The following is a 17,277-nucleotide window of genomic DNA, read 5'->3' as shown; positions in this document are numbered from 1 at the left end:
TCCTCTCTATTTAATTGTATCACAAATCCCAAAAGTCACATCCGTCTGAGGAATGATAAAAAGATCGGGATAAAAATCCCGACCTCCTCACATTTGGTCTTTTGCTTCTTTTAATTTTCCATAAAGGAGATAGTCGACCTGCTGCAAATCCTCAATCCTTGCGCAATTAAGGGCACACATAATCAAGCGTAGGTCTTCCTTCCAGCTTTCAACAATGGAAATAACGACATCAACAGAGTAATTTTCAACCAGCTCTAACATAGTGCGTGATAGACCAACTGCCTTGGCTCCAAACACCAAGCATTTGATGATATCTAGTGGATTGCGAACTCCTCCACTAACCAAAAGTTCCAACTTATATTTCCAGTCTTGGGCATTCAGAAGAGCTTGCATGGTCGATTGACCCCAATCATTGAGGTAGTCACGTTGACCACTGCGACGGTTTTCAATATAAGCAAAGCTAGTCCCCCCACGCCCAGACAAATCAACGGTTCGTATTCCCATCTCATAAGCCTTAGCAATGGTCTTCACATCCATACCAAAGCCGACTTCTTTTAAAACAAGCGGCACAGAGATTTGCTCAGCATAATCTTTCAGGTTATGCTGCCATAATCTAAATTGACGCTCACCTTCTGGCATAAGCAATTCCTGCATGACATTGACATGAACTTGCAAGAGAAGGGGATTCATCTCTTTGAGCGTTTGTAATCCTAGTTCAACAGGCTTGTCCAAGCCAATATTGGTTCCAAGAAGAAGATTAGGATGATTAGTTTTGACTGAAAAAGATTCATCTGATGGATCCCTGAGTGCGGCACTGTAGGAACCCGTTACAAATAAAATCCCACAGGCTTCAGCCACCTGAGCCAGCTTTTGATTGATTTCTCTCCCCTTATCGCTTCCACCCGTCATGGCATTGATATAAAAAGGAAAGTCCCACTTTCGACCTGCAAATTCTGTTGAAAGATCAATTTCATCTAAGTCATATAAGGGTAGCGAAGAATGAATCAGTTCAACTTCATCAAAACTATTATAAGTACTGTTTTGTTCAAGGGCATAGCGGATATGTTCATCCTTCCGATTTGTCGTCATGTCCTATCCTTTCTTGATACAAGAGCTCAATTCCTAAATCAGCCCAGCGTTTTTTCAGTAATGTGGTCGAATTTAGATCAAAGCTAAGTGCTATCCCACAGTCTCCACCACCAGCACCACTGCTTTTAGCGACAGATTTTAAGTCTTGGCTGGCATTTTTTAATTGCCTGAGCAAAGGTGTGTAAATATCTGAACTCAAGCCTTCTAAAAGTTGGCTGGCTTGTTCCAGCATGTCAATAATGGTTTCTTCTTGACCTACCTCCAAAGCCTTTACCAAGTTAGCTACCGTTTCTTTTGAAGCCTGTAAAAAGCTAGAGTTCATATTATCCTTGATTTGCTTGACCATGTGACTAGACACAGCAACTTCCTTGGTCCAACCAACCAGAAAATCAAATGTCAAGACCGGTTCAACGCTCCTAATAGAAAAGCCCCAGTCACGTGCTAATACAGCTTGCAAGTCTTCTTTTTCTAGCCAATCTGCCACTTTCTCACGGTCAAATGACTGATAGAGGACGAGGTCTTCTGATACGATACAGGCAATGTCCCCCATGGAGCCATTGTCCCCACGTTTAAGAAGTACCGCACTCGCCAATTTAAACAAGAGTTCTCTGTCAGCCAGTCTATCATAAAAAGCAAGCATGGCCTTGATGACCAAAACAACCACACTGCCACTAGAACCCAGGCCGAACTTCTTGCCCTCACGCTCCATTTTCCCACGAATGTCTAAAGAAAAAGGCTGCAGTTCAACTCCTTGGGCAGTTAGATACTCCTCCACTAAGACAACTGTTTCTTGAATCAAGGTATAAGAAGAATCCGGTCGCAAGTCTACACTATAGGAAAACATATCTGAGTAGAGTCGATAATCATTAGACGCTTTAATCTCAGCCGTCATATAGATGGGAATAGCCTTTATTAGCGCCAACTGTCCTGGTTCTAAAATGGCATACTCCCCAGCCCAATAGAGCTTCCCACAAGTTTTAACAATCGTCATCTTGGCTCAAATCCTTTGTTTTTGAAACTATTAAGCGATAGTGTTGACCTAAAAGTTCTGACAGGCGTTCTAAGTCCTCTTCTAGACAAAGAACCTTTACATTAGGGCCCGCATCCATAGTGAAGTAGCAAGCTTCCCCTTGTTTACGTAGCTGACGAACAAAATCCATAGCCTCATAACTAGCATCTGTCAGATAAGAGAAGGATGGAGTTGCAGTTTTTGTCGTAGCATGCATAGCAAGAGCGTTCTTCTCTGTCAATTCTCCAACTTTCTTAAAGTCATTTTCCTTGAGGTAGACCAACATATCTTTGTAGTCTTGTTCAGATTGACGAATCCACTCATCAAAAGTCGTAGAAGTTTCGACACAGAGCTTCATCCCATCTCGACTGGAAATTGGTTTTTTCTGGTCTTCCAAAACCAACATAATCATAGCTAGTTTTAAGTCAGTTTCGACAGGATAAATCTCTCCACTATCCTTGTCCCAAGCTGCCAAAGGTCCATAAAAACTACGAGATGAAGAACCCGATGCAAACTTAGCTTCCAAGGCCAAGTCTTTACGATCTAGTCCTAATTGGAAATAGGCGTTGCAGGCTTTTACCAAGGCAGATAAGCCACTGGAACTTGAAGAAAGACCTGCCGCTGTTGGCATATTGTTCTTGGTGTCGATACGAACAAACCCTGCTCCTTCAGGACGGTAGCGATCAATGATTTTACTCATCTTTTTATGTTCAGCTTCATTTTGCAACTGACCATTGATGTAAAAGGCATCCGCGCTTGCATCTCCTGATAAAGGAGAAAGTGTCGTCTCCGTAAACATATTTTCTAAAGTCAAAGAGATACTGCTAGTCGCGGGAACCATCTCTTTTTCTGCTTTCTTACCCCAATATTTGATAATAGCAATATTGGCATAGGAACGTACTGTTACAGGCTTTCGATCCATGTCTGAACAGCTCCTTTCTCTTCTAAACTTTCTGCTAGTTCTTGCGCTTGGCTTACATTAGCAACCAGGGCGATAATACAGCCTCCTAGACCACCACCACTCATCTTGGCTCCTAGGGCTCCATGTTCAAGAGCAGTTTCAACCAAGGCATCAGCCTCAAGGCTACTAACTCCTATTTCTTTTAGATTTCCATGAGCTTTGGTAAGAATCAATCCCAGCTTCACGGCATCTTTTGTTTTTATTGCTTCTTCAGCTTGTTTGGTCAACTCTCCTAGCGCATGCAAGAAAGGTAAGGCATCCTTGCCCTTGCTCTCAACAACTTGGATAGCTTCACGAGTATGTCCATAAACTCCGGTATCTGCAATGATCAGATGAGCTGATAAATCCATGGTTAATTCTTCAAAACCTACATTCTTGATAAAACGAATAGGTTGGTCACTAAGACAGGTCTTGGCATCTAAACCACTAGGATTCATATGGGCAATCATCTCCGCCCGATTAACCAAAATTTCTAATACATCATGCGGAAGTTCCGCTTGGTAATAATCAAATACCGCTCGAATGGCTGCAATGCTAATGGCTGCTGAAGACCCCATTCCCCGTTTTTCAGGAATAGCCGAGTCAATTTGACAACGGATGCACGCATCTTTAATATTTAGATACTCGAGAGAAGCATACACAGCCATAGACAAGGTGTCCTCTTCAAACAGACGCCATGGTGTCGCTGCTGGAACTACCCTACAAGTCACTTCAACCTCTAAAAGAGGTAAAGAAATGGCTGGGTAGCCATAAACCACCGCATGCTCTCCTATTAAAATAATTTTACTATGTGCCTGACCGACACCAACTTCTTTTGTCATTTAATCCTACTATCAGATGAAAATCATCTGTTTCTAGATAAAATTTTAGAACTTTATTCCTTTCTATTTTATTATATTTTCACAAAAAAAGCGATTGTTTCCTTTCACAATCGCTTGTTTTCATTACTGTACCCACTCGCCATTATAATTAACGTAGTAGCCACCTACTGTAGTATTCACAGCTAAGGCACCTGAACTATAAGCATAGTACCATTTACCATTAGCTTGGAACCAACCGGTCACCATAGCTCCTGACGAACGGAGGTAATACCAAGTATTATCGACATAAATCCAGCCAGTTTTCATATCACCATTTTGAGCATCTAGGTAATACCAAGTTGAACCATCTAGATACCAGCCTGTCGCCATAGCACCTGATGAACGGAGATAATACCACTTATTACCAAGATACTGCCAACCAGTTTGCATAATGCCAGTTTCTGGGTCTAGGTAGTACCACGGAGCAGGTTTGCTTCTGTCAATGCCAAAAGTAACATGGAAATCTTGAGTCCAACCCTTAGCAATTTCACCAATTGGTAGTGGATAAGAAGAATCGTCGTTGGAATTTCCTAGCTTATTTAAATAATACCAATGACCATCTTCATAAATCCAACCTGTCTTCAAGGCGTAATCATCATCAAAGTAATAGGCTCTCTTCTCAGCAGATGGATTGTACTTTTCACCATATACTTTTCCTGTATTTTCAGACGATTTTGCCTCTAAGACTTGTTTCTCTTGCTGTTCTAGCAGAGCGCCATCCGGACCAAAGTAAAACCATTTTTGTTGGAGTCCAATTTCTTTTACTCCATGATTATCAAATAAATTATCTCGGTAACCTGTCCCAGGAATTTCTATGTATTGCCAACCGACAACCATTTCTCCTCTATCACCAAAATAGTAGGTTTTGCCGTCTATTTTATGCCAATAGATTGCTTTATGGTTATCTTTTATATAATATTTTCTATTGTCCTTATCAACAAACTGTCCACCTGTAGTATCCGCAAATACTGTACTTGTTGCTAACAGACCAAAAAAGAATACTGCTAGTCCAACTTGCATCATTTTTTTCAAAAATTTCATTCTTGTTTCCTCCAAAATGATTGTAGCAAAGATCAAATCATATGTCAACATTTCAACGACTCAAAAAAAGCAGTTACAAAACTGCAACTGCTTTTCTATTCTTGCATGGTGTAACCAACACCACGCACGGTTTTAATGTAGCTCTTTTGACCTTTCACGTCAAGTTTACTACGTAGATAACGGATATAAACGTCCACTATATTGGTTTCGGTCGCACTTTCATACTTCCAAACACTTTCCAGCAATTGCTCACGAGTTAAAACCTTCTTACTTCCCATAAGGGTAGCTAAGAGGTCATATTCACGACGTGTCAGAGCAATCATTTCCTCACCACGATAGACGGTATGATGTTCTACGTCCATACGCAGATTACGATAAGCTGTCGGAACTTTCATCTGACTACAGTGTTGGTCGATGAAATCTCGACCTCGGAAGATAGCTGAAATACGACTGACCAAATCATCGATAATAATTGGTTTATAGATGTATGAAACAGCAAAACGCTGGATTGTTTCAAGTTGGTCTTGCAATTCTTCTCGATGGTCCAAGACCATGATCACCGCAGCTGGCTTGGTTCGACTCAACTTATCTGCAAAATCCTGAGCTGTCATATCCCCTAGATGAGCATTCAGTAAAATCAAGTCATAGTCTGTCTGAAGAGCCATGGAGAGGGCTTTTTGTCCCTCTCCTACCTGATCAACTCGGTATTGCTCTTTTTGGAGTTCCAGACTTAAAAAATGAGCTAGATTTCTTTCTTTCTCAAGTAATAAAATCCGTTTCCCCATGGTTGACCTACTTATTTTTCGTCATACCAAGAGTAGTGGAATGTTCCTTCTTTATCCTTACGTTGGTAAGTGTGGGCACCAAAGTAGTCACGTTGTGCTTGGATCAAGTTAGCTGGAAGGTCAGCTGAACGGTAGCTGTCAAAGTAAGTGATAGCTGCTGAGAATGTTGGTACTGGTACACCAGCTTGAACAGCAAGAGCTACGATATCACGAACAGATTGTTGGTACTTAGCAGTTACGTCCAAGAAATACTCATCCAAAAGAAGGTTAGCAAGATCTGCATCACGGTTGTAAGCATCTGTGATCTTTTGCAAGAAACGTGAACGGATGATACATCCATCACGCCAGATAGATGCGATGTCCGCAAATGGCAAGTTCCAGTTGTTTTCTTTAGAAGCTACACGCAATTGCGCAAAACCTTGTGCGTATGAGATGATTTTTGAGAAGTAAAGGGCTTGACGGATTTTTTCAATCAATTCAGCCTTGTCGCCTTCAAATTTGAAATCAGCTGGTTTTGGAAGCACCTTGCTAGCGTGTACACGTTCTTCTTTGTAAGTTGAGATGTAACGTGCAAATACTGACTCAGTGATGAGTGACAATGGCACACCAAGGTCAAGAGCTGATTGGCTAGTCCATTTACCAGTTCCCTTGTTTCCTGCAGCATCCAAGATATAGTCTACGATTGGTCCGTCTTGACCTTCGTCATCTTTACGGCCCAAAATATCAGCTGTGATTTCAATCAAGTAGCTGTCCAATTCACCCTTGTTCCACTCAGTAAAGATTTCAGCCATGTCTTCTGCAGAAAGACCAAGCAAGTGTTGCATAAGATCGTAGCTTTCTGCGATCAATTGCATATCACCGTACTCGATCCCATTGTGGACCATTTTCACGTAGTGACCAGCTCCATCAGGACCGATGTAAGTCACACATGGTTTTCCATCTTCTGGCGCTTTAGCAGAGATTTCTTCAAGAACGTCTGCTACCAAGTCATACGCTTCTTTTTGTCCACCAGGCATGATAGAAGGACCTTCAAGGGCACCTTTTTCACCACCAGATACACCTGTACCGATAAAGTTGATACCTGAGTTCGCCAACTCTTCATTACGACGGATGGTATCTTTATAGAAAGTGTTTCCTCCGTCGATCAAGATATCACCTTTATCCAAGTGTGGAAGAAGGGCTTGAATTGTCGCATCTGTACCAGGTCCAGCTTGAACCATAAGCATGATACGACGTGGTTTTTCAATTGAGTTTACGAAGCTTTCGATATCATAGCTTGGCACGAAGTTTTTATCAGGGTGGCAAGCAATCACATCTTCAGTTTTTTCTTTACTACGGTTATAAATAGCAACTCTATAACCACGAGATTCAATATTAAGGGCAAGGTTACGACCCATTACGGCCATACCAACAACACCAAAGTTAGCTTTTGTCATGTGACACTCCTCTTGTTTAATATGTTTTATTTTATCATGTTTATCTGTGAAAAGAAAGAATTTTGTAACAATTTGACTAGTAGTCTAAATCATCCGCATGTCCAGAACCATTCCCTACAAAGTAACCTGTCTTACAATTTAGGGTAAAGAGATAGGTACCATCTGGTTTATAAAGATTATAGTAGCCATTACCATTAACAATATTCACAGGTTCCAAAATGTATTGGTTACCCGTGATGTAGCCACGCGCACGCGAAGTCTCAAGAATGCGTTCAAGGACACCATCAGCGAATGTCCAAGCAGGATTACTACTATCACTAACAGCAGCTTGATTGTACGGTACTCGACTGACACTTCTTTGTAGGTTCACACCATTGCTTGCTAGTCCACTATTTAGGATATTATTTGCTGAGGCTGTTTCACCCGCTGAAGTTGATGCATTAGCAGAGCTGCTAGCATTGCTTTCAGTTGCTGAGCTTGACTCTGTTTGGCTTGATGAACTTGACTGACTACTGCTTGAGCTTGTAGAACTTGAAAGTTGACTCTTACCGAGACTAATAGCCTTATCTAGCAGTTTATCAATTTCAGTATTCCCAGTCTTAACTTCGGTAAATTTAGCATCTGCCTTTACTTTAGCATTTGTATCTAGAACACCATCTGTAATAGCTGGCGTTTCAAATTGAGCATTAACATCTTGTACTGCCTTGATTTGTGTTTCAAGACTATCGTATTTTGATTTAGCAAGAGTATGCTCTCTAGCGCCCTCAAGTTTATCTAAAAGTTCTTTAAGCTGATTTAGTTGACTAAACTGACTATTTTTTAGGGCAGTTTTATTCTCATCAGTATAAAAAGTGTCATAGAGACTGTTAAATTGATCAAGAATTGCTTGATTGCTTACTAAACCTGCATCAGATGACTGAGACTGAATTTCTTGTGAAGAACGCGTAATTTGACGATAAACGTAGTAGCTACCCCCAATAATCAAGACAATAATCGCTAAAATAGCTGACAAGATGACCCACAGTTTTTTGCGTCGTGGCTCATCCTCTTCTTGAAGAGAGCGAGCTAGAATTGGGGTTTCTTCTTGTGAAGTTTCCTCATTATCTACCTGTTCTGGTTCAAATACTTCCTCTACAAGATTTTTATCCATAACTAAAGTTTCTTCTAGTGGCGAAAGGAGAACTTCTTCAGTTGCTACTCCCTCTTCTTCAGCAAACTTTTCTGACTCAGAGACTTCTTCTACTGGTTCCACCTCTTCTTCAATCGTTTCTTTAGCTTCTTGGATCAAATCATCTAGACTTTGCAGTTCCTCTTTCTTCGCCTGAATGTTTGTAAATTTATCAGCTTCGATTTCTTCACGGTGTTGTTTAATGTATTTGTCCAAAATCGTATCATCAGGAGTTACTCCTGCTTCGATTTCTTCATTTTTTCGAATAACTTGTCCAACTGTTAGATCCTTAGCTTCCTCAAAGTCAAACTGAGGTTCTTGGGAGATTTTCTCCGGTTCTAACAATTCTTCTTTTTTATCCTTCTGATCCATGGCAGCTCCTTTCTAATCTGTCAAATTTCTTTTGACACGTTGACCAAAATATTGATACATATCAACTTTCAAAGTACCATTATAGAGTTTTCGTTTTTTATCCGCCTGACTACCATATTTACTTTCAAAGGCTTCATCACTTGTCAGAATAAACTTACTCCAAGTTTTGAGTGGTTCAAAAACCTCACCCATTTCAGCATAAAGTTTAGTTACTCCTGCATCATCTGACAGACGTTCACCATATGGTGGGTTAGAAATAATAACTCCATTAATCTTATCCGTACGCAAATCCTGTACGCGCATCTGTTTAAAGAGAATATCTCCAGATACTCCTGCTTCCTGGGCATTGGCCTTGGCAATTTCTACCATACGACCATCGATATCACAACCCATAATATCCAGTTCAATCTCTCGATCTATCTGCTTGCTTGCCTCAGTTCTGACTTCTTGAATCAAGCGGTCACTAACCCAGTTCCACTCTTCAAAAGCAAATGAACGACGCAAACCTGGTGCCATCTTGCGCGCAATCATAGCCGCCTCAATACAGAATGTTCCCGAACCACAGGTTGGATCAATCAAAGGCTTATCAGGGTACCAGTTTGACAGTTGCAAAATCGCAGCTGCCATATTCTCCTTGATTGGAGCACCACCTTTTTCAGTACGATAACCACGTTTAAAGAGACTTGAGCCAGTTGTATCAATCATAACAGTCGCTATATCTTTCAAAATGGAAACTTCAATCTTGAACTCTGGACCATTCTCCATCAGGGGAACACCTTCTGGTCGGGCATAGTGTTTTTGTAGTTTCTTAACGACTGCCTTCTTAGAAATCGCCTGCACACTTGGCTCATTGTGTAATTTTGACTTGACACACTTAGCCTTGGCAATTGGGAAACGAGCTCCAAGTGGGAGATAGTTCTCCCAATCTAGAGCAAAAACACCTTGGAAGAGTTCTTCAAATGTTTTTGCAGGAAAAGTTCCCACAACAATTTTGATTCTATCCGCAGCTCTTAGCCACAGGTTGGTTTGGATAATCGCTTTAACATCACCTTGAAAACGAACACGCCCATTTTCAACTTGACAATCATAACCCAAATCTCTCACTTCACGTCCAACTACAGCTTCCAAACCCGCCGCAGCAGTCGCAATTAAATTAAATGTTGTTTTCATTTCAGTCTTTTATAGACCTTTCTTTATTCACTTTAAAAAATGAGGTTGAGAATATATCTCAGCCCCAACCTATATGCAATTTTCTATAAGCCATGTTTTGTTCCAGAAGTGACTAGGACCACTTCCTTCGATAATCATCTGTCTACCACTAGCAGCTCTAGCTGATAGCAGTCAGAGTACTACGTTCGTTTCCGCGCACTCCATGCCCCGACCAAAATTTGGGTTGCTAGCTTGAGGGGTTTACCGCGTTCCACTCTCTCTGTTTCCAGAGAGACTCCGTCACTGTGGCACTTTCAAGTCTACTCTGACATATCCTAAGACTTAGCCATTTCAACTGCCGTAACGATTTCTCGTCCCTAGGCTTATGGTTTCGCCTAGCACAAACACTACAGGCATCACAGCCTGTGCTAGCATGGACTTTCCTCATGAAAAGAAGCTCTCTTCACGCGATTATCCAAAAATTGCACAACAGAAGTATTCTTAGAAATCAGAATTATCCATGATTTGTTTGCCAAATACTTCTTTTTCAAGACGATTCAAACGTTTCAAAATATCAAAATTTGTCATAGAAGTTGTACTTCCAAGCTCTGCTGGTTCAGAAGCTACTGGAGTCACTTGAGGTTTTTTCGCCAATTCCTCTTTCAACTCTGCAATTTCTAAACGGAGTGACTTTACTAATGCTGCATAAGTTTCATAATCCTTGATGACATCATCCAAGAATTCATCAACCTCTGCTTTACTATATCCACGTACTTCTCTTCCAAAATCTTGCTCAAAAATATCTTTTGCTGTAAAAATAATACTTGCCATGTCTCTCTCCATTCTCAGTTGCTAGTATTATTATATAAAAAAAGGCAAACAAAAAGCAAGGTCAAAGGTTCAATTTTCGGAAAAATTTTCAGCTACTTCGTTTAATTCCTCAAATGTTAATCTTTTTGTAATATAGTTGTCTTTCTTTTTCATCAGTTCGTAAAAATACTTCAGTTTTGTTTCATTTTCTTCATCATAAAAAAGATAGGCACCATCTGTATTTTCAAGTAAGAAAAGTTGATAGTCTCGTAATTGACCCTTGTGTTCATAGTTCGGATAGGCGTATTTTACAAAATTAACTTGTTTAAATTCACTAAGTTTAACCTGATTTCCCTCATTCCAATTTTCCCCATGAGTCTCAAAATCAAAGATAGTCGCAAGTTGGAAACCAAAGTCATCTTTCATATCTCTGGCCACCTCTAAAACCCAGTGTTCAAATCCTAGAGTTCCCGTAAATACCAACCATTTCAATCCTTCGTCTGCCATTTTTTCCAAATCTCTACGAATGGCTTTTTTAATAATTTTTAAACGAATATCTTTTTCATTAAACAATCCTAAATCAAAGCTAGAATAGCCTAAAATCAAGGCTGTATGCATTTTTTCACCCTTTCTGTGCACCTTTATGGTATAATAGAGTGATGTTATTGTACCAATAAGGAGAATTATGGTCAACTATCCTCATAAACTTTCATCAAAAAAAAAACAACAAGTCACCTCACAAACTAAAAATTTCGCAAATCGTGGGATGACCTTTGAAAAGATGATCAATGCTACAAACGAGTATTATCTGACACACGGTTTGGCTGTTATCCACAAAAAACCAACTCCTGTTCAGATTGTCCGCGTAGACTATCCTCAGCGTAGTCGTGCTAAGATTGTTGAAGCTTATTTTAGACAAGCATCAACTACCGATTATTCTGGAGTTTATGAAGGTTTTTACATCGATTTCGAAGCCAAGGAAACCAAGCAAAAACATGCGATTCCGATGAAGAACTTCCATCCTCATCAGATTCGGCATATGGAACAAGTCCTTGATCAAAAAGGGATTTGCTTTGTCCTTCTTCATTTTTCTTCTTATCAAGAAACGTATTTATTGCCGGCACTTGACCTCATCCGTTTTTATCATCAGGATATGGGTAAAAAGTCAATGCCGCTTGACTATATCAAAGAATTCGGTTATGTGATTGAGCAGTCTGCTTTTCCACAAATTCCTTACCTTGATACAGTCAAACAACATTTACTAGGTGGTAAAACAATATGAACAAACAAACTATCTTACGCATCGCTAAATACCTCGGCATTGGTGTGATTAGCTTATTTATCGCAGCTTTCCTGCTTGGTGGTGGTGTCTTTCTTTACTATGCAAACAAAGCTCCTGAACTTTCCGAGAGTAAACTTGTTGCAACTACATCAAGTAAAATTTATGATAGCAAAAATGAACTAATCGCAGATTTAGGTGCTGAACGTCGTGTCAATGCTCAAAGTAGCGACATTCCTACTGATCTTGTCAATGCGATTATCTCTATCGAGGATCACCGTTTCTTTAACCACAGAGGAATCGATAGCATTCGAATAGCTGGAGCTTTCCTGCGAAACTTAACTAGTAGAGGTGGCCTCCAAGGTGGTTCAACATTGACGCAACAGTTGATAAAATTAACTTACTTTTCAACTTCTTCGTCAGACCAAACAATCTCACGTAAAGCCCAAGAAGCTTGGCTAGCTATTCAGTTAGAAAGAACTGCAACCAAACAAGAAATTTTGACATATTACATCAATAAAGTGTACATGTCAAATGGTAACTATGGTATGCAGACTGCATCTCAAAATTACTATGGTAAAGATTTAAAAGACTTATCAATTCCACAACTTGCTCTTCTAGCCGGAATGCCACAGGCTCCTAACCAATATGATCCTTATTCTCATCCTGAAGCTGCCCTTGAAAGACGAAACCTCGTTTTGTCAGAAATGCAAAGGCAAGGATACCTTACAGCTGAACAATATGAAACAGCCATCAATACTCCAATCACAGATGGACTTCAAAGTCTAAAATCTCTTAATAGCTATCCACAATACATGGATAACTATCTTAAAGAGGTTATTGACCAAGTAGAACAAGAGACAGGTTATAATCTATTAACAACAGGTATGGAAGTCTATACCAACGTCGACCAAGAGGTACAAAAACACCTTTGGGACGTCTATAACACTGATCAATACGTAAACTATCCTGATGATGATATCCAAGCAGCTTCTACTATCGTTGATGTATCAAATGGTAAAGTTATTGCCCAACTCGGATCTCGTCACCAAGCTAGCAATGTATCCTTTGGTACTAACCAAGCAGTGGAAACAAACCGTGACTGGGGTTCTACCATGAAACCAATCACAGACTATGCCCCCGCATTAGAGTATGACATTTATGACTCTACTGCCTACATGCTCAAGGATGTACCATATAACTTCCCAGGCACCAGCACTCCAGTCTACAACTGGGATCGTGGCTATTATGGTAACATCACTCTTCAAACTGCTATCCAACAATCTCGTAACGTACCAGCAGTTGAAACTCTCGATAGAGTTGGACTCGATAAAGCCAAAAAATTCTTAAACGGACTTGGCATTGATTATCCAACCATGGTATATGCAAACGCAATTTCAAGTAACACGACTGAGTCAAACAAAAAGTACGGAGCAAGTAGTGAGAAAATGGCTGCTGCTTATGCTGCCTTTGCTAATGGTGGTATCTACCACAAACCAATGTATATCAATAAAGTTGTCTTTAGTGACGGAACTTCGAAAGAATTCTCTGACCCAGGTTCACGCGCTATGAAAGAAACAACTGCCTACATGATGACCGAAATGATGAAAACTGTATTATACTCTGGTACAGACGCCTATATATCATGGCTTCCACAAGCAGGTAAGACTGGTACATCAAACTATACAGATGATGAAATTGAAAATTACATTAAGAGATACGATTATGTTACACCTGATGAAATGTTTGTAGGATATACCCGTAAATATTCAATGGCCGTTTGGACCGGTTATTCAAACCGTCTCACTCCAATCGTAGGAGATGGATTTAGAGTCGCTGCAAATATCTACCGCTCAATGATGGCATATCTCTCAGAGGATGATAACCCAGGTGATTGGACAATGCCTGAAGGACTTCATAGAAGTGGTGATTACATCTTCAAGAATGGGGCACGTAGCAGCAACTGGATTCCACAGTCAACTCAAGAAAGTTCGACTACAGAGAGCTCTAGCTCAAGTTCAACTTCAACAACTGAAAGTGAAAGCTCTTCAAATGAAAATACGAATGGCACTACCAATCCAAATGCAACGCAACCAAACTCATCTGCAAATCCTCAACAACAAAATCAACCCCAACAAAATCCACGAAGACAGCAATAAAATATAGAAAAAACTGAGAATAACACCTCAGTTTTTTCTATATAGTTTATATCAAACTTTTTAAAAATATGTAGAGAAACAACTGAACAGGTTAAATATCTCAATCGCAACCTTATCCCAAACACCAGTTAAATAGTCAGAAAAACTGTTTAAAATTATAGATAAAAGATACCTTATGTTTATGTAGTTTATCTATGAACTGGAGCATAACTTTGAAAGTCTGTTCTACTACTTCAATGCAGGGCTTGAACTAATAACTAAAATATCAAACTGATGTCTCAGGAATGATATCAAAAGGCCAGACTTTTTGTCCGGCCTCTTTTTTATTATTTGACATGGTTCGCAAGGTCTTCTTGCGCTTTTTTATTAGATTCTTCTTTTTCTTTCTTCCATTTATCTTGAGCTTTTTGATATTCATCAGCAGTTACTGGCTTATCTTGAAGTTCAAGGTATTTGTACAAGAGGGCTTCACTTGTTCCCTTGTTACCTGAGTAAGCAAATGGAAGTGTGAATGGCACCATCTTAGACAACATTGGTCGTCCAGTTTGAGAAGTCGTTGGAATAATCAAAGCACTATCTGTCAACCAAGCTTGAGCAGCAGCATATTTATCATAACGTTTTGAAACGTCAGTGTCTTCATTTCCAGCTTCAACAACCATCTTTTCGTAATCTTCCAAACCAACTTGTTTGGCAGCTGCATTGTTTGTGCCTGAATCAAATCCTAGGTAAGTCTTAGTATTTTCACCTACTGATGGTTTGATGATATCAAGGTATGTAGATGGGTCGATGTAGTCTGGAGACCAACCAACGTTATCTGAAAGGTCCCAATCTTCACCGGCAGCCGTTTCAGCAAAGTAAGTAACATTGAGGACTTCATCTTTTTGAAGTTGTTGAATGTCAATGACAACATTATCAGTTCCTAACGTTGCTTCAAGTGATTGTTTCAATGATTGAACACGTTGAACTTTTGTAGTATTGGTTTGGTCAACTGGCATATCCAAGTGGATTGGGAATTGAACACCCTCTGCTTGGAGAGCTGTCTTAGCCTTAGCAAATTCTGCTTTCGCTTTTTCAGGATTATAAAGACCATCTTGAGCGTCATCTAGATTGACATCTTTCCACTCATCACCATAGGTTACCAATTTTTCTTTAACTAATTCACCAAAGTTTTTACCATCTGCTTGAACAAATGTTGGTGGTACGAACAAGTTACGAAGGAGTTTGCTTGCTCCGCTTGCTCCATTAACTTGAGAAGCATAAGCTGTTCTATCAAAACCAAAGGCGATGGCTTGACGGAAGTCTTTGTTAAGAAGAGCTTTCTTAGTTGAAGTCTTTTGCTCGTCTGTAGTCTTAGAAGTATATTTGTAAGACTGACGGTCAATATTTGTACCAACTAAGAAGGTTGAAGAATCTTGTGGTGTATAAACGATATTGTCTTTAAACTCTTTTTCAAGTTCAGAGTAGCTTCCACTTGTTGGGAAGAGACGAGCCATTGAGAAACCACCATCTTTAAAGGTTTCTGCAAGTTTGTTATTATCTTGACCATCCCAGAATGAAAGTTTTACTTTATCAATATGAACATTGTCCTTATCCCAGTAGTTTGGATTCTTTTCAAATTCTACTGAAGATTTTGCTACCAATGATTTCAACAAGAAAGGACCATTATAAAGGATACTGCTTGGATCTGTTGCTTTAGCAAAGTCACTTCCTTTAGAAGTAAGGAATTCTTCATTGACTGGTGCAAGAATTCCCATGGTTGTCTTAGAGTTCCAGAAGCTTTCTGGTTTGTTCAAAGTGTATTGAACTGTCTGATCATCAATTGCCTTGATTCCAACTTCAGAAAAGTCTTTAACTTCACCTTTCACATATGCATCCAGACCCTTAATAGAATCTTGGACGAGATAAAGGGCTTCTGATTTATTATCAGCTGCATATTTAAGACCTGTTACAAAGTCTTGAGCTTTCACAGCTGCGTACTCCTCACCTTCAGAAGTATACCATTTAGCATCTTTACGGATTGTGTAAGTGTAAGTCAAACCATCTTGAGATACAGACCAATCTTCTGCCATTGATGGCACAAAGTTTCCGTAGCGGTCATTTTCCATCAAACCGTCAATGACGTTACTAGTGATATTAGCAGTTGCTGCTTTACCAGTTGTCAAATAGTTGAGGTTGTCTGGGTCGGTTTCATACGTGTAAGAAAAAGTTTTCTCACCTTTTGCGCTCGAACCTGAACAAGCCGCCAAAACACCTGACGCCAACAGAGTCACCCCTGCTAGAGCCATTACTTTTGAAAATTTCATAATAAACTCCTTTATGACTTTTTATACATTATAGTCCCTTTTTTGCCAAGTGTCAATACAATTTTCAGAATTTTTCAAATTGAATTGAAAACAATTGCTATTTTAAAATTATTTTTTACAATCAGTCACTTTTATGGCATTCATATTTGAAAAATCTCTTTGTTAGCAGTTTTCAAGTAAATCTTTATGATATAATGAAAGGAGAAAATTGAAAGGAAATACCATGTCAAAAGAAGTTATTGTTGAAAGTTTTGAACTGGATCACACCATTGTTAAAGCACCGTATGTCCGTTTAATTGGGGAAGAAACAGGTCCTAAGGGAGATATCATTTCTAACTTTGATATTCGCTTGGTTCAACCAAATGAAGACTCTATCCCTACTGCTGGTCTTCATACAATCGAGCACCTCTTAGCCAAACTCATCCGTACTCGCATTGACGGGATGATTGATTGTTCACCATTTGGATGTCGTACAGGCTTCCATATGATTATGTGGGGACGTCATACTAGCGCAGAAATCGCTGCTGTCATCAAGGATTCACTAAAGGAAATCGCTGAGACTACAACTTGGGAAGATGTCCCAGGGACTACCATTGAGTCTTGTGGTAACTACAAGGATCACAGCCTATTTTCAGCTAAGGAATGGGCAAAATTGATTCTTGAACAAGGAATTTCAGATGATGCCTTTGAACGTCATGTCATTTAACACAAAAGAACCGGCTTTTCAGCCAATGTCATTAAGTTAAGAAATTCAAATACAATTCTGTATTTGGGTTTCTTTTTTTATGTGCTAAACTGATAGTTAAGGAGGTACTTCCTATGATAAAACAGATAAAAGCCCACTTGAATAAGAGTA

At 39.7% G+C, this 17,277-nt stretch carries 15 protein-coding genes and 1 other RNA gene; 3 read left to right on the top strand and 13 right to left on the bottom strand.

The window, feature by feature from the left end; all coding sequences use genetic code 11:
* Positions 1-87 precede the first annotated feature (87 nt).
* The 12 genes from fni to PCY08_RS00025 form a co-directional block, all read right to left on the bottom strand.
* Positions 88-1,089: a type 2 isopentenyl-diphosphate Delta-isomerase gene (gene fni / locus PCY08_RS00080; protein WP_301559026.1), complete on the bottom strand. Its 1,002-nt coding sequence runs from the start codon at positions 1,087-1,089 to the stop codon at positions 88-90.
* Positions 1,067-2,080, bottom strand: coding sequence for a phosphomevalonate kinase (locus tag PCY08_RS00075; protein ID WP_301559025.1), 1,014 nt, complete (start codon positions 2,078-2,080; stop codon positions 1,067-1,069). Before PCY08_RS00075 ends, fni begins: the two co-directional genes overlap by 23 nt.
* Positions 2,067-3,020 (bottom strand): diphosphomevalonate decarboxylase, encoded by a 954-nt coding sequence (gene mvaD / locus PCY08_RS00070; protein WP_301559024.1) that lies wholly within the window; start codon positions 3,018-3,020, stop codon positions 2,067-2,069. The genes PCY08_RS00075 and mvaD overlap by 14 nt, the downstream gene beginning before the upstream one ends.
* Entirely contained in the window at positions 3,002-3,880 is an 879-nt protein-coding gene (mvk, locus tag PCY08_RS00065) for a mevalonate kinase (protein ID WP_301559023.1), read from the bottom strand. The genes mvaD and mvk overlap by 19 nt, the downstream gene beginning before the upstream one ends.
* A gap of 123 nt (positions 3,881-4,003) precedes the next feature.
* Positions 4,004-4,960, bottom strand: coding sequence for an N-acetylmuramoyl-L-alanine amidase family protein (locus PCY08_RS00060; protein WP_301559022.1), 957 nt, complete (start codon positions 4,958-4,960; stop codon positions 4,004-4,006).
* 95 nt (positions 4,961-5,055) lie between these two features.
* On the bottom strand, positions 5,056-5,745 hold the full coding sequence (locus tag PCY08_RS00055) for a response regulator transcription factor (RefSeq protein ID WP_301559021.1): 690 nt from the start codon (positions 5,743-5,745) through the stop codon (positions 5,056-5,058).
* Between the two features lie 11 nt (positions 5,746-5,756).
* Positions 5,757-7,181 (bottom strand): NADP-dependent phosphogluconate dehydrogenase, encoded by a 1,425-nt coding sequence (gndA, locus tag PCY08_RS00050; protein ID WP_301559020.1) that lies wholly within the window; start codon positions 7,179-7,181, stop codon positions 5,757-5,759.
* 76 nt (positions 7,182-7,257) lie between these two features.
* Positions 7,258-8,721, bottom strand: a complete 1,464-nt coding sequence (locus PCY08_RS00045; protein WP_301559019.1) for a cell division site-positioning protein MapZ family protein — start codon at positions 8,719-8,721, stop codon at positions 7,258-7,260.
* A gap of 12 nt (positions 8,722-8,733) precedes the next feature.
* Positions 8,734-9,891: a class I SAM-dependent RNA methyltransferase gene (locus PCY08_RS00040; RefSeq protein WP_301559018.1), complete on the bottom strand. Its 1,158-nt coding sequence runs from the start codon at positions 9,889-9,891 to the stop codon at positions 8,734-8,736.
* Positions 9,892-9,972: 81 nt separating this feature from the next.
* Positions 9,973-10,353, bottom strand: an RNA gene (rnpB, locus tag PCY08_RS00035) — RNase P RNA component class B.
* Positions 10,354-10,371: 18 nt separating this feature from the next.
* Positions 10,372-10,701, bottom strand: coding sequence for a cell division regulator GpsB (gene gpsB / locus PCY08_RS00030; RefSeq protein WP_000146538.1), 330 nt, complete (start codon positions 10,699-10,701; stop codon positions 10,372-10,374).
* A 69-nt stretch (positions 10,702-10,770) separates the two neighbouring features.
* Positions 10,771-11,298 carry an SLOG family protein gene (locus tag PCY08_RS00025; protein WP_301559017.1) on the bottom strand — a complete coding sequence of 176 codons (528 nt, stop codon included), beginning with the start codon at positions 11,296-11,298 and terminating at the stop codon, positions 10,771-10,773.
* A 67-nt stretch (positions 11,299-11,365) separates the two neighbouring features.
* Between PCY08_RS00025 and recU the strand changes: the two genes are divergently transcribed.
* Both recU and pbp1a read left to right on the top strand, forming a co-directional pair.
* Positions 11,366-11,962 carry a Holliday junction resolvase RecU gene (recU, locus tag PCY08_RS00020; RefSeq protein ID WP_049503036.1) on the top strand — a complete coding sequence of 199 codons (597 nt, stop codon included), beginning with the start codon at positions 11,366-11,368 and terminating at the stop codon, positions 11,960-11,962.
* Positions 11,959-14,118 (top strand): penicillin-binding protein PBP1A, encoded by a 2,160-nt coding sequence (gene pbp1a / locus PCY08_RS00015; RefSeq protein ID WP_301559016.1) that lies wholly within the window; start codon positions 11,959-11,961, stop codon positions 14,116-14,118. The genes recU and pbp1a overlap by 4 nt, the downstream gene beginning before the upstream one ends.
* A gap of 326 nt (positions 14,119-14,444) precedes the next feature.
* Here the strand turns inward: pbp1a and PCY08_RS00010 are convergent, their stop codons facing one another.
* The gene (locus tag PCY08_RS00010) at positions 14,445-16,421 is read right to left on the bottom strand and encodes a peptide ABC transporter substrate-binding protein (protein WP_301559015.1); all 1,977 of its coding nucleotides are present in this window, start codon (positions 16,419-16,421) and stop codon (positions 14,445-14,447) included.
* 223 nt (positions 16,422-16,644) lie between these two features.
* Here PCY08_RS00010 and PCY08_RS00005 point away from each other — a divergent pair, with 223 nt between their 5' ends.
* On the top strand, positions 16,645-17,127 hold the full coding sequence (locus tag PCY08_RS00005; protein WP_000032544.1) for an S-ribosylhomocysteine lyase: 483 nt from the start codon (positions 16,645-16,647) through the stop codon (positions 17,125-17,127).
* The last annotated feature ends 150 nt before the right edge of the window (positions 17,128-17,277 follow it).

This window comes from Streptococcus sp. SO4 (assembly GCF_030440055.1).
In the GTDB taxonomy this organism is placed as follows: domain Bacteria; phylum Bacillota; class Bacilli; order Lactobacillales; family Streptococcaceae; genus Streptococcus; species Streptococcus nidrosiense.
The sequence above is the reverse complement of the archived record's forward strand: the minus strand, read 5'-3'. Positions and strand labels throughout refer to the sequence as shown.